Annotated in this window: 19 protein-coding genes; 17 read left to right on the top strand and 2 right to left on the bottom strand. The window is 41.9% G+C overall.

Annotated features, from left to right (window positions below; translation table 11 throughout):
* Window positions 1-23 precede the first annotated feature (23 nt).
* The 11 genes from K5609_RS13020 to K5609_RS12970 all read left to right on the top strand — a co-directional run bounded on the left by K5609_RS13020 (window position 24) and on the right by K5609_RS12970 (window position 13,310).
* Window positions 24-1,124 (top strand): flagellar basal body P-ring protein FlgI, encoded by a 1,101-nt coding sequence (locus K5609_RS13020; RefSeq protein WP_221074029.1) that lies wholly within the window; start codon window positions 24-26, stop codon window positions 1,122-1,124.
* Between the two features lie 7 nt (window positions 1,125-1,131).
* Window positions 1,132-2,136, top strand: coding sequence for a flagellar assembly peptidoglycan hydrolase FlgJ (flgJ, locus tag K5609_RS13015; RefSeq protein ID WP_221074028.1), 1,005 nt, complete (start codon window positions 1,132-1,134; stop codon window positions 2,134-2,136).
* Window positions 2,137-2,143: 7 nt separating this feature from the next.
* Window positions 2,144-4,117, top strand: coding sequence for a flagellar hook-associated protein FlgK (gene flgK / locus K5609_RS13010; protein ID WP_221074027.1), 1,974 nt, complete (start codon window positions 2,144-2,146; stop codon window positions 4,115-4,117).
* 6 nt (window positions 4,118-4,123) lie between these two features.
* Window positions 4,124-5,335, top strand: a complete 1,212-nt coding sequence (flgL, locus tag K5609_RS13005; RefSeq protein WP_221074026.1) for a flagellar hook-associated protein FlgL — start codon at window positions 4,124-4,126, stop codon at window positions 5,333-5,335.
* A 213-nt stretch (window positions 5,336-5,548) separates the two neighbouring features.
* Window positions 5,549-6,373, top strand: coding sequence for a flagellin N-terminal helical domain-containing protein (locus K5609_RS13000; RefSeq protein ID WP_221074025.1), 825 nt, complete (start codon window positions 5,549-5,551; stop codon window positions 6,371-6,373).
* Between the two features lie 556 nt (window positions 6,374-6,929).
* On the top strand, window positions 6,930-7,751 hold the full coding sequence (locus K5609_RS12995; RefSeq protein WP_221074024.1) for a flagellin N-terminal helical domain-containing protein: 822 nt from the start codon (window positions 6,930-6,932) through the stop codon (window positions 7,749-7,751).
* Window positions 7,752-7,830: 79 nt separating this feature from the next.
* Window positions 7,831-8,253: a flagellar protein FlaG gene (locus K5609_RS12990; protein ID WP_221074023.1), complete on the top strand. Its 423-nt coding sequence runs from the start codon at window positions 7,831-7,833 to the stop codon at window positions 8,251-8,253.
* A gap of 22 nt (window positions 8,254-8,275) precedes the next feature.
* The gene (fliD, locus tag K5609_RS12985; RefSeq protein WP_221074022.1) at window positions 8,276-9,673 is read left to right on the top strand and encodes a flagellar filament capping protein FliD; all 1,398 of its coding nucleotides are present in this window, start codon (window positions 8,276-8,278) and stop codon (window positions 9,671-9,673) included.
* A gap of 10 nt (window positions 9,674-9,683) precedes the next feature.
* Window positions 9,684-10,097, top strand: coding sequence for a flagellar export chaperone FliS (fliS, locus tag K5609_RS12980; RefSeq protein WP_221074021.1), 414 nt, complete (start codon window positions 9,684-9,686; stop codon window positions 10,095-10,097).
* The gene (locus K5609_RS12975; RefSeq protein ID WP_221074020.1) at window positions 10,098-10,412 is read left to right on the top strand and encodes a hypothetical protein; all 315 of its coding nucleotides are present in this window, start codon (window positions 10,098-10,100) and stop codon (window positions 10,410-10,412) included.
* Window positions 10,413-10,439: 27 nt separating this feature from the next.
* Window positions 10,440-13,310 (top strand): motility associated factor glycosyltransferase family protein, encoded by a 2,871-nt coding sequence (locus K5609_RS12970; protein WP_221074019.1) that lies wholly within the window; start codon window positions 10,440-10,442, stop codon window positions 13,308-13,310.
* 36 nt (window positions 13,311-13,346) lie between these two features.
* On the opposite strand, the gene K5609_RS12965 is transcribed toward K5609_RS12970, so the two are convergent.
* Window positions 13,347-13,748: a hypothetical protein gene (locus K5609_RS12965; RefSeq protein WP_221074018.1), complete on the bottom strand. Its 402-nt coding sequence runs from the start codon at window positions 13,746-13,748 to the stop codon at window positions 13,347-13,349.
* 158 nt (window positions 13,749-13,906) lie between these two features.
* Between K5609_RS12965 and pseI the strand changes: the two genes are divergently transcribed.
* The 6 genes from pseI (at window position 13,907) to K5609_RS12935 (ending at window position 18,831) form a co-directional block, all read left to right on the top strand.
* On the top strand, window positions 13,907-14,959 hold the full coding sequence (pseI, locus tag K5609_RS12960) for a pseudaminic acid synthase (RefSeq protein WP_221074017.1): 1,053 nt from the start codon (window positions 13,907-13,909) through the stop codon (window positions 14,957-14,959).
* Entirely contained in the window at window positions 14,960-15,955 is a 996-nt protein-coding gene (locus tag K5609_RS12955) for a hypothetical protein (protein ID WP_221074016.1), read from the top strand.
* A 92-nt stretch (window positions 15,956-16,047) separates the two neighbouring features.
* A complete protein-coding gene (gene pseH, locus K5609_RS12950; protein WP_221074015.1) occupies window positions 16,048-16,638 on the top strand; it encodes a UDP-4-amino-4,6-dideoxy-N-acetyl-beta-L-altrosamine N-acetyltransferase in 591 nt (196 codons plus the stop codon).
* 9 nt (window positions 16,639-16,647) lie between these two features.
* The gene (locus K5609_RS12945; RefSeq protein WP_221074014.1) at window positions 16,648-16,899 is read left to right on the top strand and encodes an acyl carrier protein; all 252 of its coding nucleotides are present in this window, start codon (window positions 16,648-16,650) and stop codon (window positions 16,897-16,899) included.
* Window positions 16,899-18,107 (top strand): AMP-binding protein, encoded by a 1,209-nt coding sequence (locus K5609_RS12940; RefSeq protein ID WP_221074013.1) that lies wholly within the window; start codon window positions 16,899-16,901, stop codon window positions 18,105-18,107. The genes K5609_RS12945 and K5609_RS12940 overlap by 1 nt, the downstream gene beginning before the upstream one ends.
* Window positions 18,100-18,831, top strand: a complete 732-nt coding sequence (locus K5609_RS12935; RefSeq protein ID WP_221074012.1) for an SDR family NAD(P)-dependent oxidoreductase — start codon at window positions 18,100-18,102, stop codon at window positions 18,829-18,831. The genes K5609_RS12940 and K5609_RS12935 overlap by 8 nt, the downstream gene beginning before the upstream one ends.
* Window positions 18,832-19,038: 207 nt before the next feature.
* Here the strand turns inward: K5609_RS12935 and K5609_RS12930 are convergent, their stop codons facing one another.
* The gene (locus K5609_RS12930) at window positions 19,039-20,229 is read right to left on the bottom strand and encodes a glycosyltransferase family protein (protein ID WP_221074011.1); all 1,191 of its coding nucleotides are present in this window, start codon (window positions 20,227-20,229) and stop codon (window positions 19,039-19,041) included.
* Between the last annotated feature and the right edge of the window lie 103 nt (window positions 20,230-20,332).

Raw genomic sequence — 20,332 nt, 5'->3', positions numbered from 1 at the left:
CCCTGATTTTTAGGAGTAGTCTTATGTTTAAACGTAGCATTGTATTATTTAGCATTGGTTTGTGTTTAGTAGCGAATTCGGTGAATGCTGCTCGTGTCAAAGACGTGGCAAATGTTGCTGGTGTGCGGGCTAACCAATTGACCGGTTACGGTTTGGTGGTGGGCTTACCCGGTACCGGCGAGAAAAACAGCGATTTCGCTAAGCAGTCTTTTGCCACCATGCTACGTAATTTTGGGATTACTGTTCCTCCTGGTACTAATTTAAAAATTAAGAATGTTGCTCCCGTTGCAGTACACGCGGAGTTGCCTGCATTTGTTAAACCGGGTCAAACCATCGATATTACAATTTCTGCCATTGGTGAAGCAAAAAGCTTACGTGGCGGCAGTTTAATTCAAACCTTTTTAAAGGGTGCTGATGGTGAAGTATATGCGCTAGCTCAAGGTAGCTTAATTGTTGGTGGTTTTGGCGCAGAAGGAGCCGATGGCTCTAAAGTTATTTCAAATACTCCAACCGTAGGCCGCATTCCAAACGGCGCAATTGTAGAACGCTCGGTGCCTTCACCGTTTATGAACGGCGATACTATCACCTTTAATCTTAAGCGTTCGGACTTCACTACTGCAAAGCGTTTAGCCGATACCATTAATAGTTTAGTAGGCCCTAATACCGCGACGCCTATGGATGCAGCATCGGTACAAGTATTTGCCCCACGAGACCCTGGCCAGCGTGTTGCTTACTTATCTACCTTAGAAAACTTAACCTTCGAGCCGGCTTCAGAGTCTGCCAAAATTATCGTTAACTCGCGTACTGGTACCATTGTGATTGGTAAAGATGTTCGGCTATTACCTGCCGCAATTACCCATGGTGGTTTAACTGTCAAAATTTCTGAAACACCGCTTATTTCCCAGCCCAATCCATTTTCTGATGGCGAAACAGTTGAAACTACCGTTAGCACGATTGAAGCGACTCAAGAAGATTCGAGAATGTTTAACTTTAACCCCGGCGCATCGCTTGATGATTTAGTGCGGGCGGTTAATCAGGTAGGGGTTGCTCCTGGTGATTTGGTCTCTATCCTAGAAGCGCTAAAGCAAGCTGGCGCTATTCAGGGCGAGTTGTTGGTGATTTAAGATGGCAATGGACGCAGTCAAACAATCAGCAAACTACCATGACTTAGCCAGTTTAGATGAGCTAAGAAGTGCTGCTCAAAAAGATCCGAACAAGGCACTTAAACAAGTTGCTAGTCAGTTTGAGTCTTTGTTTATGCAGATGTTGATGAAACAGATGCGTAAGAGCAATGAGTTGTTTGAAAGTGACACGCCGTTAAATAATCGCCACACCCAAACTTACCGAGACATGCATGATAACCAAATGGCACTTGAATTATCTTCTTCTGGTGCTTTAGGGCTTGCCGATCTAATTGTTGCTCAGCTTGACCCTGCAGCAGCCAATGTTACCCCGGCATCTGTATTACGTGGTGGGCAAAATATTGATCTTCAGAAGCGTTCTTTAAATGCATCAGATACAACTGGCAAGAATATTGCTCAATCGACTAGTGTAGCGGCCGCAAGTAGCAAAACTTTAGAAAAAGATAATGCCAGTGCTGCCATTAGTGAAAATACAGAGGAAGTAGCGGCAATAAGTCGGCAAAGTTTTGCCTCTCCCGGAGAGTTTATTCAAGCAATCTTGCCCGTCGCTAAAAAGTGGGCTGCTGATAAGGGCATTGAACCCATGGCGATTGTTGCACAGGCGGCTCTTGAGTCAGGGTGGGGTAAAAAGGTTATTGCTAATAGTGACGGTTCAAGTAGCCACAATCTATTTGGGATAAAAGCGGATAGTCGCTGGCAAGGAGATAAAGCGGTTGTGAACACTTTAGAATATAGAAATGGTCAAGCCAATCAGGAGCGAGCAGCTTTCCGCTCATATGACTCATTTGAAGAAAGTGTTAAAGACTACTTATCGTTTGTTGAAGGGCCGCGTTACCAACAAGCTTTGGCTAACGGTATGGATGCAAAGCAGTACGCTAAAGAATTGCAAGCAGCTGGTTATGCCACCGATCCTCAATATGCCAATAAAATTGGTCAGATTTTAGATGGCAAACATTTTGCGGAATTTAGCCAACAAACGGTTGAAGGGGAGTAATTAAGCTATGGCAATGAACGACCTACTTACAATTGGTTCTTCTGGGGTTGCCGCGCATCAACGTTTATTGATGACCACGGGTAACAACATTGCCAATGTTAATACGCCTGGTTACAGCTTACAGCGCACCTTTTACACTGCCGATACCTTAGGCGGCGTTCGCGAAGGTTATACTGAGCGGGTGTTAAATGGTTTTGCGCAAGCGCAGATGTTTCGTGATACTTCTACATTCGCTAACCGTAACGCCTACCTTGAGTCTGTGAGCCACATTGATGCAATCCTTAGTGATGACTCACTATCTTTAAGTAGCAAGTTTGACGATACTTTTACTCAGCTGCACGCAACAACTGATAACCCCACTGCACTTTCGACTCGAGAGCTAGCATTATCTCAATTCCATGCCTTGACTGACCGCTACCGCACTCTAAACGAACAATATCAAGTTCAAGAGAAAAATATCAGCCAAGACATTGTGGAAAAAGCTGACGAAGCCAATGCACTAATTTCCAACATAGCTGAGATTAACAAAGAAATTGTGGCTGCTGGTGGTAGTCCGCTGGACGGTAATAATGCAATCTTGTCCGACAAACGCGATCAAGCGATTAAAGACTTGGCCGAGTTAATTGATATTAACACCATCGTTCAAGACGATGGCTCTACACTGGTATTTATGCGCTCAGGGCAAGCCTTGGTGCTGCAAGATGACCATACTAAGCTAGCGATTGTTGATGGTGACCCAGATAGTACTCAAAAAGAGATGACACTTAGCTTGGCAGGCTCTACACGGATAATTGGACGTGAGGATATTGGCGGCACCATTGGTGGTTTGATGGAGTACCGTAAAACCACTTTGGATACTAGCCGTAACCAATTAGGTCAATTGTCGATTGCGATGACAGATGCTTTCAATACTCAAAACAGATTGGGTATGGACTTAAATGGTGATATTGGGGGTGATATTTTCACCTTGCCTACGTTTAACGGAAAAGAATTTTCAACTAACACCACCGCTGGCACCATTAGTGGAAGTTTTATTGCTGGCAGTGGCAGTGAAGTAACGCCCTATGACTACCGTGTGACTTTTACCTCAGCGACAACCTTTGAATTACAGCGTTATGATGGCGACCAACCCATTGAAGCGGCTATTGCAGGAACAATCCCACCTACCAACTTTCAACTTGATGGTATGGATTGGGATTTCTCATCTGGCCCCTTTGCTGCTGGTGATCGGCACCTTATCCAACCGGTGCGAGATGCGGCAGCCTCTATGACGGTAAGCATGAGTCAGCCTGAGAAATTGGCGTTAGCTTCACCTATACGGGTTGAGCGTGAGCTTAATAATCGCGGAAACGCAACAGTTTCCATTGACTCCATTTATGATACCGATCCTGCTACCTCCAATTTTACCTTGCCAGGTGGGTATGATGTTAATGGTCCAGCCGAAGTGCGTATTAACGCAACCGGTGATTACGAAATCTATAACGGATTAGGCGCATTAATGGCAACAGCTCCTGCTGCTACTGCCGGCCAACAAATATTTGCTAACGCAGTGCCCGCGCTAACACCGGGTTATGAAATGAATATTGACGGTGATGTGCAAGAGGGGGATGTATTCACCATGGGTTACAATACCGATGGTTTTAATGATAACTACAATGCTCTACGTTTAATTGACTTGCAGCAGGAAGACTTAGTACGTAAAAGCTTAGCCACCGGTGGCGACAACAAAATGACGATGAATGATGCTTATGCCAGTGTGGTTAGTTTTGTTGGTGGTAAGACGAGCGAGGCGAGGGTGTCGGCATCGGCTGCTAACTCCTTACTAGAGCAAAGTACCCAGCGTCATAACTCTATATCCGGTGTTAATTTAGATGAAGAGGCGTCTAATTTGATTCGCTTCCAGCAAGCTTACGCTGCCTCTGCTCAAGTGATTAGTGCCGCGCAAGAAACCTTTCAAACTCTATTAAGCTCAGTGAGGTAATAAACTATGCGAGTTTCCAGTATTAACTTGTATCAAAACTCACTAAATGGAGTACTCAACTCTCAGCAGCAAGTTGAGAAGATGAACCAACACCTTATCACTAATAAGAAGTTGCTAACCGCTGCTGACGGTCCTTCGGACATGAGTAAAACCATGTTTTTGACTACGGAAATAACCTTAACTGAGCAGCACTTAAAGAATGGTACTCTGTTGGAAAATGCTCTTAACTTCGAAGAGTCTACCCTGGACGGGATGATCAATGCCATGCAGCGAGCGCGAGTATTGGGGGTTCAGTCTGGTGATGGTATTAATGGCGACACTGAACGAGCTTCGCTCGCACAGGAGTTACGTCAGATCCAAAACCAAATGCTAGATTTTATGAATAGTCAAAACGCTGATGGTAGCTATGTCTTTTCGGGCTTTCAAACTCAGAAAAAGCCTTACGTATTTGATGGTACAGATTATAACTACCAAGGCGATGCGGGTGTAAATGAATTAAAAGTATCTTCTTCAGTATATATTCAAAGTAATGATACTGGGCAAGAAGTGTTTGATAATGTATTTAAGCGTTTTGTTACGAATGACTTAACTGCAAATATATCTACAACAATTAATGACCAGAAAGCTTATGACAGTTTCCATAAGCTAAACTATGACCCTATCACTCCGGCTAATAATACTTATCAGGTACAAACTACTGCAGGTGTACCCGATACCTATGAGGTCTTAGATAATACTGGTACCTCATTAGTACCTCCTGTTATGGGGAATTACACACCTGGTGAAGCAATTAACTTTAACGGAATTGATGTTACGGTTACTGGCGCTGCACCATCAACTGAGCAATTTGAACTAGCACCTCCCGAAAAAGATAATGTATTGAATATGTTGAGTGATTTTATCATTGCATTAGAAGATACTTCCTTGCCGCAAGGGGACTACGTAGAAGCGCAAAGTGACTTCTTGGTAGGTCTTGATAACGCTTTAGAAAGCGTAAACTTAACCCTGGGCTCTATAGGTGCAAGAGGTAACTCCTTAGAGTCTGTAAGGAATGCATCCTCGTCTATGGACATCATCAACCAGCAATCAAGGGCCTCCATTAGCGAAGTTGATTTCGCCGAAGCGGTTAGTAACCTGCAGAAAGCCGAGCTTGCTCTAAATACTTCTTATTCCTCGTATAGCCGTATTAGCCAATTATCTTTATTTAATTACCTATAAATCTAAAGTTTTAATTCTTTCTGCCGTTATAAAGGTTGCTTCAATATTGAAGCAACCTTTTTTCTTTTGATGCTTTTATAGCTTAAAAATAAAATTTAAATAATTGCTAAAGAATATTGAAGTGCTGCCGTTATATAGGTTAAGTCAGAAACATAAAATAACTGACAACTAATAAAACCTATAAATGGTTAAGATATAGATAGGAGAAATATCATGGCTTTATACGTAAATACTAATGTGTCATCTATTAACGCCCAGCGTCAACTTACACAGTCTGGCTGGTCATTAGATACTTCATTCCAACGTTTATCATCTGGTTTGCGTATTAATAGTGCAAAGGACGATGCCGCTGGTCTTCAAATTTCAAACCGTATGACTTCGCAAATTCAAGGTCTGGATCGTGCTGTAATGAATGCTCAAGATGGTATTTCATTAGCGCAAACAGCTGAAGGCGCGATGGATGAAATTACTAACTCTTTACAGCGTATCCGAGTATTAGCCATCCAATCGCAAGATGGTATTAACAACTCAGACGACCGTATCGCATTGCAGCAAGAGGTTTCTCAACTTAAAGCTGAAATGAGCCGAATTGCTACAACCACTCAATTTGGTGGTGTGAATGTACTAGATGGTACTTTCTCGGCGAGCTTCTTAGTTGGTGCAAATGCCGGTCAGAATATCAGCGTAAACATCTCTCGCTCAGGTGGTTGGGGTACATCAGGTCTTGGCTTGGGTGCCTTGTCGGTATCGACTGTAGGTGGTGCAAGCGCAGCTATGACAGCTATTGATTCTGCAATTAAGCAAATTGATGGTAAACGTGCAGAGCTTGGTGCGGTACAAAACCGATTCCAGTCAACCATTCGTAACTTGTCTAACATTTCTGAAAATGTAACCGCGGCACGTTCACGAATTAAAGATACTGACTTTGCCAAAGAGACTGCTGAACTAACGCGTAACCAGATTATTCAGCAAACGTCGACAACCATCTTGGCTCAAGCAAACCAACGTCCTCAGGCTGCACTGTCTCTACTTGGATAATGAAAAAAGAAAGGACGGTGGGGGTTCAATCCACCGTCCTCAGACTGCAGTAGCGCTATTAGTACTCTTAGGAGGCTCAATTCCATACCAATAATAAGTAGCGCTTTAGTTTCGCTCTCAATCTCCTATCGTTTCGAGCGATACGGTCAAGTGATGCATACTCACTTGGCCTTTTTTTCGCAGCGGTTCAGGCTGCGAATGTAATAAAGCAATGTACGTGCCAATAATTATCGGCAATAATTTGGCGTCTAATTATTGCTCAGTCAGCGTAAATATACCGTTTTTTCACTGAGTTCAGAAGTTTTTTCTAGGGCTTAAAGCCAGTGTTTACAAGGCTTGCCGTAAATGCGGCAAAAAAATTCCGCTTTTTTCCTCTTTTTTTCTAAAGCTTTTTCCTCCATTGCCGCTAACTAATATGAAGTTATTAAAACTTTGGTCCATTTCAAAGTTGTCTTGGTTTACGGTTCATAGACCAGGGGTTCAACAACTAACAAATGGTTTTGGTCGTCCTGACACAGTTCAATCAGGATGAACAATTTCTTAGGAGGCTCAAAATATGGCATTAGTTGTCAACACCAATGTGTCGTCATTGAACGCACAACGCCAGCTATCAAGCTCAGGCAATACATTAGACACTGCATATCAACGTTTAAGTTCTGGTTTCAGAATTAACAGCGCAAAAGATGATGCTGCAGGTCTACAAATCTCAAACCGTATGACATCTCAGATCCAGGGTCTAGACCGTGCTGTGATGAATGCTCAAGATGGTATCTCAGTGGCACAAACTGCTGAAGGTGCGATGGACGAGCTAACTAACATGATGCAACGTATGCGTGTGTTAGCGGTTCAATCTCAAGATGGTATTAATAACTCAAGTGACCGTGCTGCACTACAAGCTGAAGTTTCTCAACTTAAGCTTGAAATGAGCCGTGTTGCTACCACTACCCAGTTCGGTGGTGTTAACCTTCTTGATGGTGGCTACTCAGCGGCATTCCTAGTGGGTGCTAATGCTGGTCAAAACATCAGTGTGAACATCTCTCGCTCAGGCGGCTGGGGAGCATCTGGCTTAGGTCTAGCTTCATTATCAGTATCTACTGTTGGCGGAGCAAGTGCGGCAATGGCATCTTTAGATTCAGCTATTAAGTTGGTTGACTCTGAGCGTGCGGAATTGGGTGCGGTTCAAAACCGATTCCAATCTACCATTCGTAACTTGTCTAACATTTCAGAGAACATCTCTGGTGCTCGTTCACGAATTAAAGATACTGACTTTGCTAAAGAAACTGCCGATTTAACTAAAGCGCAGATTCTACAACAAACTAGTACTTCGATTCTTGCTCAAGCAAACCAACGCCCACAGGCTGCGTTAGCTCTAGTTTAATCGTTAATAATAGTGAAGAAATACGCAGCCACACTTATACTGTATAGGTGTGGCTTGCTTTGTTTAAGGAGTCTGGAATATGGATAGTAATGTTAGTTCAATATCCACCTCAACAATCGCATCGAATCTTCCCAATAAGCAGGAGCAAAACTTAAGTGCTGCTGACAAGATGGAAGTGGCACAGATATCGCTTCAAAAAGAGCAAGAAAAGGCAAAAGCTCAGCAACAAGCCGAAAAAGAGAAACGTCAAAATGAAGACCAATCTCAGGTTGAAGATGTTGTTGCGTCGCTTAATCAGCTACTTGAAGTTCAAGATAGAGATGTGAAGTTTGTTGTAGACGAAAGAGATGGCCAGTTTTTCACTTCAGTGCTCAATCGAAGCACCGATGAGCTAATTCGTGAAATTCCTACCGAGGAATATCGTCAGTTAGAAGAACGGCTAAGAAAGTTTCAAGATGCGATTGGTCAAACTACGGGTTTGTTTGTTGATCAGTTGGTCTAACATATAGTGCAGGTAAAGACATATGACTGGAATCACAGCAGCAGGTATTGGTAGTGGTTTAGATTTAGAAGCTCTCATCGAAGTTTCTATCAATGCTGAACGGGCTGGCAAAGACGCTCGTTTTGAGAAAACTAAGACCACTTTGGAAGTGACCCTTTCAGCTGTTGGCAGTATCAAGTCTTCACTTAGTGCATTTCGCGAAATTCTTGAAAAAGCCCAGAATCAGGATACCTTTTTCCCACGCACTGCTACTACTAATGAAAGTGAAGGTAATGAGTCTTTTTCGGTTGACCTAGCAAACAGTGCTACAAATGGTAATTATGCCATTGAGGTTCAAGAACTTGCTCAAGGTTCATCTCTAACATCAATTGATGCCACAGCAAATGGTGGAACCCCTCTATATACCTCTGAAGATGATGTTGTAGCGACTACTGATGGGCAGTTAACTTTTTCCACTGCTAGTGGCGAGTCTATGGTGCTCGACGTTGCTGCAGGCACAACACTTAAACAATTGCGCGAGCAAATTAATTCTCACGAAGATAACTTTGGTGTGTCTGCAAACTTAATTGATACCGGTTCGGAAATTCGCTTGTCGATGACCTCAGATGAAACTGGCGATGGAAATACCCTGTTGGTTACAAATACTGGTGCAAATGCCGAATTAGATAATTTTACCAACGCTGGTGGCAAGATGGACGTGAATGACGCGTCTTCTGCAAAAATCACAATTGACGGTATTGAAGCGACAAGTTCGACGAATACTTTTGAAAATGTTATCTCAGGTGTTTCTATAAACGTCAATAAAGTGACATCATCAGCAGTTGCTCTTGATATTCAACCTAGCGAAGAGGAATCTGTTGCAAACGTTAAAGCATTTATCGATGCCTACAATAATGTAATTAAAGAAATTGATAAGCATACTAAAGCAACGGGTGTTTCTGAGGGCGATGATAACAGTAATCGTAAAGAGTTGAGCGGCGATCCTATGTTTAGGACCTTACGCTACAGTCTAGGCGGCCTTTCTACTAATGGTTACGATGACGCGGCTCCAGGAATGCGAACCATGTATGGCATTGGAATAGAAATGGATGAAGATGGTCTGTTGAAACTTGATGAAACTGAGTTTAAGAAAGCCATTAACTCTAATCTAGATGGTGTTGGCGAGCTTTTTGCAATGGATGGTGGTGTGGCTGACAGCTTTTTGTCTACGGTAAAAAGTTATGAGCAGTCAGGAGGCGTATTAGCTACCCGAGAAGACTCTGTTAAAAGTCAAAAGAAAGACTTAGAGCGTCAAATGTTAGATTTTGAAGAAAGAATGACATCATATGAGTCTACTTTACGTTCAAAATACACTGCCTTCGACGTAACAATGGGTAGTCTTAATAGCCAAATGCAATACGTTTTAGGCCAATTAGGTTAACGGAAAAAGTATGTATCAAAAAGGCATCAATCAGTATCGCCAGGTGGGTGTAAAAGACCAAGTTGCGACTGCTGATCCTCATAGAATTACACAAATTTTGATGCAAACAGCATTAGAAAATCTTGCTGTTGCAAAAGGCTGTATTGAGCGCGCTGATTTTCAAAATAAAGGCAAGCCATTAGCAAAAGCAACGTCTATCATAACGTCTTTAAAAAATACTCTAGATTTTGACCGCGGCGGTGAAATAGCTGGAAACTTAAATGATCTATATGAGTTCATGCTTACTAGGTTGTCTGAAGCATCAATTGCAAATGACGCAGCAATTGTCGAAGAAGTGATTGGATTGATGCTACCAATTAAATCTGCATGGGATCAAATCCCCGAAGCTGATAAACAGCAAGCTTATCAGATGCGCGGCGAGTAGATGGCTACAACGTCAAATTTTGCTAAGAGTTTACTTCAAGCCGAACACTTATTAACAACCATTCAAGATGAGCTCTTAAAAGAGGCGTCTGCTGTCTCTGTGCTGGAGGCTTTGCTCTCCCAGCACGAGGCTCTTCTTAAACATCTTTGCTCTGGTACCGACTCTTTATCAAACTCTCAAGTTGAAGACCTCAAAAAGCACTTGCAGGCTATGCAAGTTGTTGTAACGGAATGTGAAAAAGGTAAAGATGATGTCTCGCTTAAACTTGGGTCCATTAAGCGAAGTGAAAAAATTAAAAAGGCCTATGGTATATAGCTAGGTTATTCTTTTTTAGGGAACAAAATGCTAAGAAATATTGATTTTCAAGTTAGTGGCGATGATGAAACTCAACAAAAAATAGAAGCCACTGTAACACCAGTCATCAAACGAAAGTTTCAAATAAATCTTAATGCATTGGCGCAATACTCCCCTGAGTTAGCCGAGAAGTTACATCGTCACCCCACGGCTCAATACTCTCCTTTTATTACTCGAAAGAAGCACCTTAATATTGTAAACGTAACTAAAGGTCGCGCGCTTTATGATATTTCTCCCACGATTCAAGTTAATCAGCAATTAGCTGACTTTCAAGATAAAGGCTTATTGGTTGATTCTGAGAACAATCTTGCTGACATACCGAAGCAAGATGTTTTTGGCACAATAGAAAATATATATCCCGGCTTAGAAGCTCAGTATTGTGGGGTTGATGAACAGTCTGATTGTCTCGTCATTTTGGGCTGTGGTTTAGGTTTACATATTGATAGATTGCTGCAGATGAAGGCTTGGAAACGAGTATTGTTGATAGAGCCCGAATGGGATCTGTTAGCCGTCTCTTTATACAGTGCTAACTGGCTGAGAGTAGTTAATTACTTGCAAAATCAAGACTGTAAACTGACCTTAATAACAGGTGAAACCGACCAACAGATGTTGCAATCTGTGCAGCAGTGGCAAGAAGAATCAGACGAATCTAAGTTTTTCTTGTTTAAGCACTACAATTACGCTCCTTTTAATGCACTAGAATTTGGCTTTGCTACTCGCAGTTTAAGCTTCTCGAATATTGATAAAATTCGTTGGCCAAATGAAGATGAAGATAGAGGTTTTGAGTGCTGCTTTGGGCTGAATCGTTATCTTGGTTGTGATAAGTCTGAACAGGAAATAGACCAGCTGTCTGAACAGCTAAATTCTCGTAGAGAACGTAACTTACTTGCCTTCGCTGAAAGAATGCCTGACATATACGCGCAGTGCTTAAGTTATCAGCAACAGCGTTGGGTTCCGTTTGTAATGCCTAGTGGTGAAGTAAATTTACTGGATACGGACTATGGGGTTTGCTTGTTTAACAATAGCCCTAAAGAAGAAAGCCAGCTTTATTTTGACTACTATAGTTCTAATCCTAAGCTCGAAACCTTGGATGCACGTAAGAGTCTTCGTAAGCCAAGCCCATACATTCATTACAAGCGCTCAGATGAGCTTAAAGAGTTAGTGTCTGCTTTACCGCAAGAGTCTAGAACTCAATTACCCAAGCGTTTGCCTTCTTTCATCATGTATGGCTGCGGAGCAGGGTATCAAATCGAATCTATCATGCTTGGCCATGATGTCGATTATTTCATTTTGTATGAGCCCAACATTGATTACTTTACTGCTTCTTTGCTCTTGACTGATTGGAGCGCGATTCTGGAAAAAGTTGAAGACAATGAGCAAAACATCTACCTAAATATTGGTGATGATGGCAGCAATATGTTTAACGATTTACATACCCGGCTTCAGCAGCAAGGTATAAACATACTGTCATACACCTTTTTCTACGTGAGCTACTTCCATCGTGTTATGGATGAAGCAATCCGCAGCACTCGAGAGCAATTTAGGGTTCTAATGAACATTGGTGAATACTTTGATCATGCAATGTTTAATATCTCTCATACTAACGAAGCATTTAAAAGAAACTGCTACCACCTGAAAAAAAATAAAGGCACTCAAGTGGCGGAAATCCTTAATAATACACCTGTATTTATCGTGGGTAATGGTCCGTCGCTAGATGACAATATTGAGCACTTAAAACAGCACCAGGATCATGCGATTATTATTTCCTGTGGTACTTGTTTAAAGACTCTTTACAAATTGGGTATCAAACCTGATTTTCATGCTGAGGTTGAACAAACCAGAGCAACGGTAGAGTGGATTGAGCAGGTAAACGATCCCGAGTGGGTTAAAGGCATTGACTTACTCAGCGTAAACGGCGTTCACCCCGATGTTGTTTCAATGTTTAATCAAGCTTTCATATGTTTAAAACGTGGTGAAGCTGCCACTTTGATGTATCAAGATACGATTAAAGGGACTAATGACTTAGAGGATATTCTGTATTCTTACCCTACTGTGTCAAACAGTGCCTTAGCTTACGCCTTAAAACTTGGTTTTAAGCAAGTCTTTATGTTTGGCGTTGATTTAGGTTTTAAAGACCCGACGCAACATCATAGTAAGCACTCTGCTTATTTTCACGAAAAGTCCGGAAAAGAGCTGTACAATTACGCTAAGCACGGAACAGGGATTAGGGCTAAGGGTAACTTTCAAGAATGGGTTAGCACTAAGTACGAATTCCGTTTTGCGCGCGAGGTAATGGAAGAAACTATTGCTGAGTACCCTGATGTAGATGCATTTAACTGCAGTGATGGTGCCTATATTGGCGGCACACAAGCATTATTAAGTGAAAATATTATTCTGAGTGAAAACGTTAATAAACCTGCGTTCAAGTCTTTGTTAATGCAACACGCATATACCTGTGAAACCAATACTTGGTATCAACTATTTTCAGAACAATACCAACAGCAAGAGTTTGTTGATAATTGTGACCATTTTCTTGATTCTCTAGATGCGCCAACTGAGAGTTGGCAAGATATTCTAAATTTGCTCAACAGCCAATTTAGATTCGTACAGCAGAGCTCTGCAAATAAACACTCGCTGTTTTTTGCATTGATGCGAGGAAGTGCTTCTTTTTGTTTAACCTATCTTACTCGTTTGGCATTTTCGTCAGAAGATGAAACCTTATGTATCGAGCGATTTAACGAAGGTAGAGATATATGGAAGCGGTATATCGAAGACGCTAGAGAGTATTATATAAACAGTTTTGAGTCTTGGGATGTTACCTCTCAAAAAGCCAGCTGGGAGAAGCAGGCGCAAAAATAAGTAAAAAACCGCCTTAAGTAAGGCGGATTTTTTATGTTATTGAACGTTAGTTTGTTCGGCAATCTTTTCGAAATACTCATCAATGGTATGTTCTTCTGTCCCTACTAATGAGTGGTATATTTTGCTGGGGAAAGCAAAAGTTTTATCGCCGTCTACCACGAAAGTTTGCGGGGGTTCATCTTCTGTTTCTTCTTCATATAACCAATGACCGCCGTAGGTTTTTATATAGGCTTCGCCTAAATAAGAACCAAGCAAAAACGAGTAGGTAAAAAGAGCCTTATCATCTAAAACTTGCAAACTTAGTTTGGCAATTATTTGGTCAATCTGCGAAATGCTCTCTAGACTGAAGTCGAGCTTAAATTGATACTCCTCTTGAGCAAAAAGCACGGCATCTTTAGCGGAATTTTGCATCAATTCGGTAAACTCTTTTGCGTCCATAAATTGGGCCCTCTAATATAGTTTTGTTAACCTTAACTTAAGCTTGGTGAATTAAAAAGCAAGAATGACGCCACTGTAGAAATGTGTGAAAAAAGTAATGTTTTTGGGTGTGGTTCTTGCTAGTGTCTTAGCAAAGTAACCTTCGTAAGATTTTAACAATGCAAGTAATTAGGATTGCTGGTAAAACCATATCCAGTGAAGAAAAGCCTTTTATCATTGCCGAACTTTCGGGTAATCATCAGCAAGATTTTGCTATTGCCAAAGAAATGATTAAACAAGCAGCAGAGGCCGGGGTAGATGCGATAAAGTTGCAAAGTTATACCGCTGATAGTATGACTTTAGACACAGATAAAGAAGGTTTCGTTATTAACGAAGGTAGCAATTTATGGCAGGGCCGAAATTTACATTCGTTATATGCAGAGGCTGCTACTCCATATGAATGGCACGAAGCCCTATTTTCTTATGCAAACGCACTAGGGCTGATTGCTTTTAGTTCCCCTTTTGATAAAGACGCAGTAGATATGTTGGAAGATCTTAATGTGCCTTGTTACAAGATCGCATCTTTTGAGAACAACGATTTACCTTTGATTGAGTATATAGCTAAAACTGGCAAGCCGATTATTTTGTCAACTGGGATGGCCAGCTTAGCGGAGATAGATGAAGCAATGCGTACTATTCGTGCGCAGGGTAATCAACAAATTATCTTACTTAAGTGCACCAGTACTTATCCGGCATCGGCTCAAAATACTAACTTAGCCACCATTCCGCACATGCAGCAAAGCTTCGATTGTTTGGTAGGGCTGTCTGATCATACCTTAGGTATAGGGGTGAGTGTTGCCAGTATGGTGATGGGAGCTTGTGTAATTGAAAAACACTTCGTACTTGACCGTAATGCTGGCGGGGTTGATGCCGCCTTTTCACTAGAGCCTGCCGAGCTGAAGAGCTTAGTTACAGAATGTAATAGTGCCAAGCTCGCCTTAGGTGAGGTACGTTACGGGGGAACCGCAGCGGAAGAGAAATCGAAGATGTACCGCCGCTCGATATATGTCAGCTGTGATATCAAAGCCGGTGACATATTAACGTCGCAAAACCTAAAGATTGTTAGACCTGGTTTAGGGATGCCACCTAAACACTGGGAGGTGGTGCTGGGCCGCAAAGCCATAAAAGATTTAGATAAAGGTACTCCGCTTAGCTGGGAGTTATTATCCTAAATGGAATTGTGGATTAGGCTTGACGCCAACCCATCTATTGGCTTTGGTCATTTGGTAAGAATGTCTGCCTTGGCTAATGCTGCCATAGCAAGAAGGTGGAAGGTTAAGCTGTTCACCACTAGCCGTATAACCATTAACTTGCCTACAGGCGTAGAGCTCAACTATGTTGATAGTGATCAGCAACTGCTTAATCAATCGTTAATAAATAAGCCAGAGTGGTTGTTTATCGATGGCTACCATTTTACTCAACAACAATGCGAAATATTTAATCGTATTGCAGATCAGCTTGCGCATATTGATGATTTACAACAAGCCTATCAATTAGATAGTCAGCTGTTGGTTAGTCCTAACGGAGAAGCTTTTAAGGCGTTTTATTGTGAAACCTTCCCACGCGCAGAGTTACTTCTAGGTTTGCGCTACGTTTTACTTCGTTCTGAATTTGAACAAAGCTTTCTAAACTATTCCGAGCGAAAAATTGCCTTAGTTAGTTTTGGCGGGGCAGACGTAGCTAACCTAAGTTGGGATGCCGTTGAAGCGCTCATCAGTGCAGGCTTTACCGATATTCACTTAGTTGTAACCGATGCGATGAATATCAATCTTAATAACACCAATCTTGCTAAGGTTTCGCTACATCGCAACCTTAGCGCCAAAGAAATGGCGAATTTAATGGGTAGAGCTAAGATTGCTATGGGAGCCGCTGGCTCAACCATGTTTGAACTCGCTAGCCAAGGCGTACCTTCAGTATTTGCGATTGTGGCCGATAACCAAGTTACAGCCGCCCGCGAGCTTGAAGCTTCTGGCTGGTGTCTTGCCTTTGATATTCGCGTGGACACAGCAAAGCAACAACTTAGTGACAAGCTCGATTGTTTGTTGGCCAGTGATTTATCAAAAATGCATGATTTTGCAAGACAAACTGTGGATGTATACGGCCCTGAGCGAATTATCACTGCGATGGAAAGGATCAGTCGAAGCAATCGTGATATTAGGCAAGTTTAGCGGCAAAAGGTGATTCAGATTTTGTGTGGCTGTTCCTATATGGCCAACAAAAAAAGTATTATACCAACAACCGTAATCATGGAACCCATTTTTTGAGCAAGCATTATCCCCGTACTACATTTAGTCCTATAGAATCTAGCCAATTGGAGTTGGTACTTGGCTGGCGCAATCAAGATCGCGTTCGTAATATGATGAGAAATAGTGAGCTTATCTCATTTGAAAATCATCAAGCTTGGTTTGCTGGTTTATCTGAAAAGAAAAACTGCGACTATTTTATTTTTCATCAAGATAATCGACCTATTGGGGTGCTTAACTTTGATATAGCCGAGCCCGGAATACTAGAGTGGGGGTGTTATCTTGGTGAGACAAATGTTTGGCCTGGCTCTGGTTTGCTGTTAGAGATAGCAGCCCTAGACTACAGCGCCAACTACCAGAAACAATTTGTAGACCAATTGAAAGCTGAAGTATTGTCGACCAATCCCTCAGTGTTAAAACTCCGAGAAATATTTGAGTACCAGCTTAACGCTAGCACTAATATCGAGGGTAGCAAAACCGAGAGTGGCTGCTTGCTTCATGATTTTAGATATCCGGTTTCAAAGTGGCAGGCGCAGCGCGCGAGTGTGTTAGCTAAATTGCCAAAACAGATTACCGAAGCTGCAAAGTATATTAGCTTTACTTTATAAGGAATGATTTTGAATTTAGAACAACGTATTCGTGAATGTTTTGAGAGCGCGGCTCAACTTTGTGGCTGTACCTTGATTGAGAATATCGATAGTCAAACCGTGTTACTAGAAAGTGGCTTGGACTCTTTGGGTTTTGCATTGTTGGTGGCCAAGTTAGAAGAAGAGCTAGGTCTTGACCCATTTAGTGAAATGGAAATGGCGGTTTATCCTCGCACTTTTGGTGAATTTCTATCTATTTATCAGCAAAGCTCCAATAAATAATGTACAAAAACCTTGAACAAGCAGTAACTGTATTTGCTGATCGTATAGCTCTTGGCTTTGATGGAGATGTCAGTTTTCGTAGCTTAATTAACGCGGCACAGGAATTAAGAAGAGTTCGCCCTGCACGCGATAAAATTGTGGTTAGTTTTGAGAATATTCACCAGTTTGTCACCGAGTTGCTGGCTTTTGATGGTCACGTTGCACATCTGCTGCTGTTACCTGATGGGGTAAACGCTGAGGAAGCGTTACGCAGGATTGATATAGATAAGCAAAGCGCTAACCCGCAGGAAACTAAGTGGTGGTTTGCCAGCTCTGGCACAACTGGGATACCGAGCTGGAATGCACATACTTTGCAACAGTTAAGTAGGGCAGTTGTTACCGGAGAGGTGCAAAATGACCTGTGTTGGGGGCTACTTTATCAAGCGACTCGATTTGCTGGTATTCAAGTTGTGTTGCAGAGCCTGTTAAGCGGTGCAAAACTGGTTGATGCCGTTAATGCAAATCCGCAAACATCGTTAGACATTATGCTTACTAACGGTGTGGATGCCATTTCTGCAACACCATCAATTTATCGACGCTTGATGATGGCTGAAGGTATTGATTCTTTACATCCAAAGTTTGTAAGCCTTGGTGGTGAAATTGCGGAACAAAGTTTGTTAGACCAAGTAACGGGTCTATTCCCCAAAGCCAAAGTCTCTCATATTTTTGCAGCTTCTGAGTTGGGGGTAGGCTTTGCGGTTTCTGATGGACAAGCTGGGTTTCCTCTAACTTGGCTTAATAACGCTAAGCGATTTCCAATGTTAAGCATTGATAGTGATGATTGTCTATTGCTAAAAGTTAACGCGGAACAAGAGTATGTTAATACCGGTGATAAAGTGGCTGTCAAAGAGGGTAGAGTCTATTTTCAAGGGCGCAGCAGCGGCTTGATAAATGTTGGTGGTAACAAAGTTTATCCCGAGTATATCGAAGACGTATTACATCAAAGCCCTCTGGTGCTTCATGCAAGGGTTTACCCCAAGTCAAATCCAATTATGGGGCAGTTGGTTGCTGCAGATATTGTGTGCACAGAGAAAGATCCCAAACTAGCTCAACAGCACATACTTGAACACTGCAATCGGAGCTTACAACGCTATCAAATACCGATGTTTTTCAGGTGGCTGGACAGCATTGATATAGCATTGACAGGTAAAGTAAAACGAAATGAATAATAGTAAATTGGTAGTGGTAAGTGGCGCTAGTCAAGGCCTTGGTTTGGCTATTTGTCAGGCTTTACTGAAGCAAGGCTATAAGGTGCTTGGCTTATCACGTCAGCATAGTGATGGGCTCATCGAGCTAGCCAATCTCTACCCTCAACAGCTAGACTGGCTACAGAGCAATTTAGCTGATTTAGACAAAATTCCTCAATTGTGTCGAGATATCGTGAAGCAGTTTGGCCGCCCTTATGCACTTATTAATAATGCTGCGGTTGGGCATGATGGAATACTAGCGACGATGCATGACAGTGAAATTGATCAAATAATGCGCCTCAACATTCAGTCCCCGATATTGATGACTAAATATTTGACTAGACCAATGTTACTTAACCAGCTGGGTAGGGTCATCAATATCTCTTCGATTATTGCTAATACTGGGTTTAATGGCCTGAGTGTTTATGCGGCTTCTAAAGCTGCCCTGCAAGGGTTTACCGGCTCGCTTGCTAGAGAGCTAGGTAAAGCAAATATTACCGTAAATTGTGTCGCGCCTGGATTTTTGGAAACCCAGATGACAGAAAAACTAGAAGGTGACAAGCTAGATAAAATACGCCGCCGAACTCCTTTAAGCAAGCTTGCTAGCCCACATCAGGCGGCTTCAGCAGTTTGTTATCTACTGAGCGAAGAGGCCAGTGCTATTACCGGAACCACCATTACCGTTGATGCCGGTAGTACAGCGTAACCTATATTAGTTGACCGAGTGAGCTTGAAAAAATAGAGGTTTGGTAAGGCCTGAGAACCCTAGACACTTTCTAGGTTTTCAGAATACTGCTGCTCAAAGTCCGCAGGAGATATACAGTCATTGTTTTAAGAATTTGAGAATTATACAAGTGGCTTTCAACTATTGAGGTAAAGCTACAAACTTTCCAGCATTTATTGCTCTAGCTGATTACTCTTGGTACATAAATATCCTTAGCTCCGAGCTCATTTTTTCTGCCGCTAGCTTCATTTTTGATCTAGATGCAAACGAAAGGATTACAAAGTCTCTTTCTCCTCGCTCTATAGCTTGCGCTGGGGTTATTAGCTCATAACCTTTAAACGATTGGCCTTTCTCTGCCCACGAATCCATAACACATTGAATTATAATTGGGTGATGGTGGATTTCTTCCAACATTATCTCCGTTAGAATATCCGTTCCCCAAAGGCATACACTTTGTACCTCAGCTGAAATTAGCTGTTGAAGGATATTTTCGATAATAGTGGGGCTCATATCGCGATGGTCTGGGCGATAAAAATCTACTATTTGTTTATCTATGTTTTGATCTATGAACTGCTGATTAGTTAAATTGAAATGGCTTACTTTTTTCCACAAATTCACATCAAACTTATTGTTGATGCTACTGTGGACACCTGACCCGTCATTACCAGTATTGTTAACAAGAGACTGTTTGGGGTGAACGCTAAAAAGTTTTTTCTGAAATTGGAGGTAACAGGCGCGGTTGTCTACACCGTCTAGGTGGCCATATGCTTCTGCTCTGAATCGGTTAAGTAAATCTTCACCATACTCTTGATTTAGTCTATTTAGCTCGTTAGGTAAGCCTAGGAGTTTCTTATATTCTGTTAGTTGAATTTCTTGAATGTCTTCATATTTACCTGCCCAAAATCCCACTCCCCAACCTGAAAACCGCTTTAGGAACAAACAGTCATCGGTTACGTAACTTGTATTAATTGGAGGTAAGTAACCACTAACGCTCAAGATTTTTGGATCCTTACGATAGGTATCTAAAGCAGCATTCATGAAAGCCATAAAGCCTGGTGCTGTTTCAATATCGTCCTCTAGGAAAATCATCCGACCGTATTTAGCCAGCAAGTGAGCGATGCCTTCCCTATTGTTGTAAACTCGGCTGTTAGTTTTTCGTTCGATAATTGTTAGTTTTTTAAAGCCGCTTTTAGCTGCAATAGATCTTAAATACTCTCTAACTAACGCTATTTTGTCTTCGTCCCCTCTTTTTGCAGCGTCGGAGTAAACGAAAACATTGCTTTGTTTTGCTAGCGTATTTTTTTGCAGTGCTCGTATCGTCTTTTTCAAATGTGAAAGCCGGCTATACGTAGAGACCATAATTGGAGCTAAATCTGCCATTTTGGACCTTGTTCAATAAATCTTGCATATATTGTGATTATTTAGTGTAACTAGGTATAAATGGTGGTTCAATTATTGCTTTATCATTTTCGGGCTTATGCCA

This window comes from Agarivorans aestuarii (genome assembly GCF_019670125.1).
GTDB lineage: Bacteria > Pseudomonadota > Gammaproteobacteria > Enterobacterales > Celerinatantimonadaceae > Agarivorans > Agarivorans aestuarii.
Note: the sequence above shows the minus strand (reverse complement) of the source record. Positions and strands in the feature narration are given on the sequence as shown.

What these genes read in the sequence shown, in the direction of transcription:
- K5609_RS13020 (WP_221074029.1), top strand. Translation starts at nt 24, where the DNA reads ATGTTTAAACGTAGCATTGTATTATTTAGCATTGGTTTGTGTTTAGTA.
- flgJ (WP_221074028.1), top strand. Translation starts at nt 1,132, where the DNA reads ATGGACGCAGTCAAACAATCAGCAAACTACCATGACTTAGCCAGTTTA.
- flgK (WP_221074027.1), top strand. Translation starts at nt 2,144, where the DNA reads ATGGCAATGAACGACCTACTTACAATTGGTTCTTCTGGGGTTGCCGCG.
- flgL (WP_221074026.1), top strand. Translation starts at nt 4,124, where the DNA reads ATGCGAGTTTCCAGTATTAACTTGTATCAAAACTCACTAAATGGAGTA.
- K5609_RS13000 (WP_221074025.1), top strand. Translation starts at nt 5,549, where the DNA reads ATGGCTTTATACGTAAATACTAATGTGTCATCTATTAACGCCCAGCGT.
- K5609_RS12995 (WP_221074024.1), top strand. Translation starts at nt 6,930, where the DNA reads ATGGCATTAGTTGTCAACACCAATGTGTCGTCATTGAACGCACAACGC.
- K5609_RS12990 (WP_221074023.1), top strand. Translation starts at nt 7,831, where the DNA reads ATGGATAGTAATGTTAGTTCAATATCCACCTCAACAATCGCATCGAAT.
- fliD (WP_221074022.1), top strand. Translation starts at nt 8,276, where the DNA reads ATGACTGGAATCACAGCAGCAGGTATTGGTAGTGGTTTAGATTTAGAA.
- fliS (WP_221074021.1), top strand. Translation starts at nt 9,684, where the DNA reads ATGTATCAAAAAGGCATCAATCAGTATCGCCAGGTGGGTGTAAAAGAC.
- K5609_RS12975 (WP_221074020.1), top strand. Translation starts at nt 10,098, where the DNA reads ATGGCTACAACGTCAAATTTTGCTAAGAGTTTACTTCAAGCCGAACAC.
- K5609_RS12970 (WP_221074019.1), top strand. Translation starts at nt 10,440, where the DNA reads ATGCTAAGAAATATTGATTTTCAAGTTAGTGGCGATGATGAAACTCAA.
- K5609_RS12965 (WP_221074018.1), bottom strand. Translation starts at nt 13,748, where the DNA reads ATGGACGCAAAAGAGTTTACCGAATTGATGCAAAATTCCGCTAAAGAT.
- pseI (WP_221074017.1), top strand. Translation starts at nt 13,907, where the DNA reads ATGCAAGTAATTAGGATTGCTGGTAAAACCATATCCAGTGAAGAAAAG.
- K5609_RS12955 (WP_221074016.1), top strand. Translation starts at nt 14,960, where the DNA reads ATGGAATTGTGGATTAGGCTTGACGCCAACCCATCTATTGGCTTTGGT.
- K5609_RS12940 (WP_221074013.1), top strand. Translation starts at nt 16,899, where the DNA reads ATGTACAAAAACCTTGAACAAGCAGTAACTGTATTTGCTGATCGTATA.
- K5609_RS12935 (WP_221074012.1), top strand. Translation starts at nt 18,100, where the DNA reads ATGAATAATAGTAAATTGGTAGTGGTAAGTGGCGCTAGTCAAGGCCTT.
- K5609_RS12930 (WP_221074011.1), bottom strand. Translation starts at nt 20,229, where the DNA reads ATGGCAGATTTAGCTCCAATTATGGTCTCTACGTATAGCCGGCTTTCA.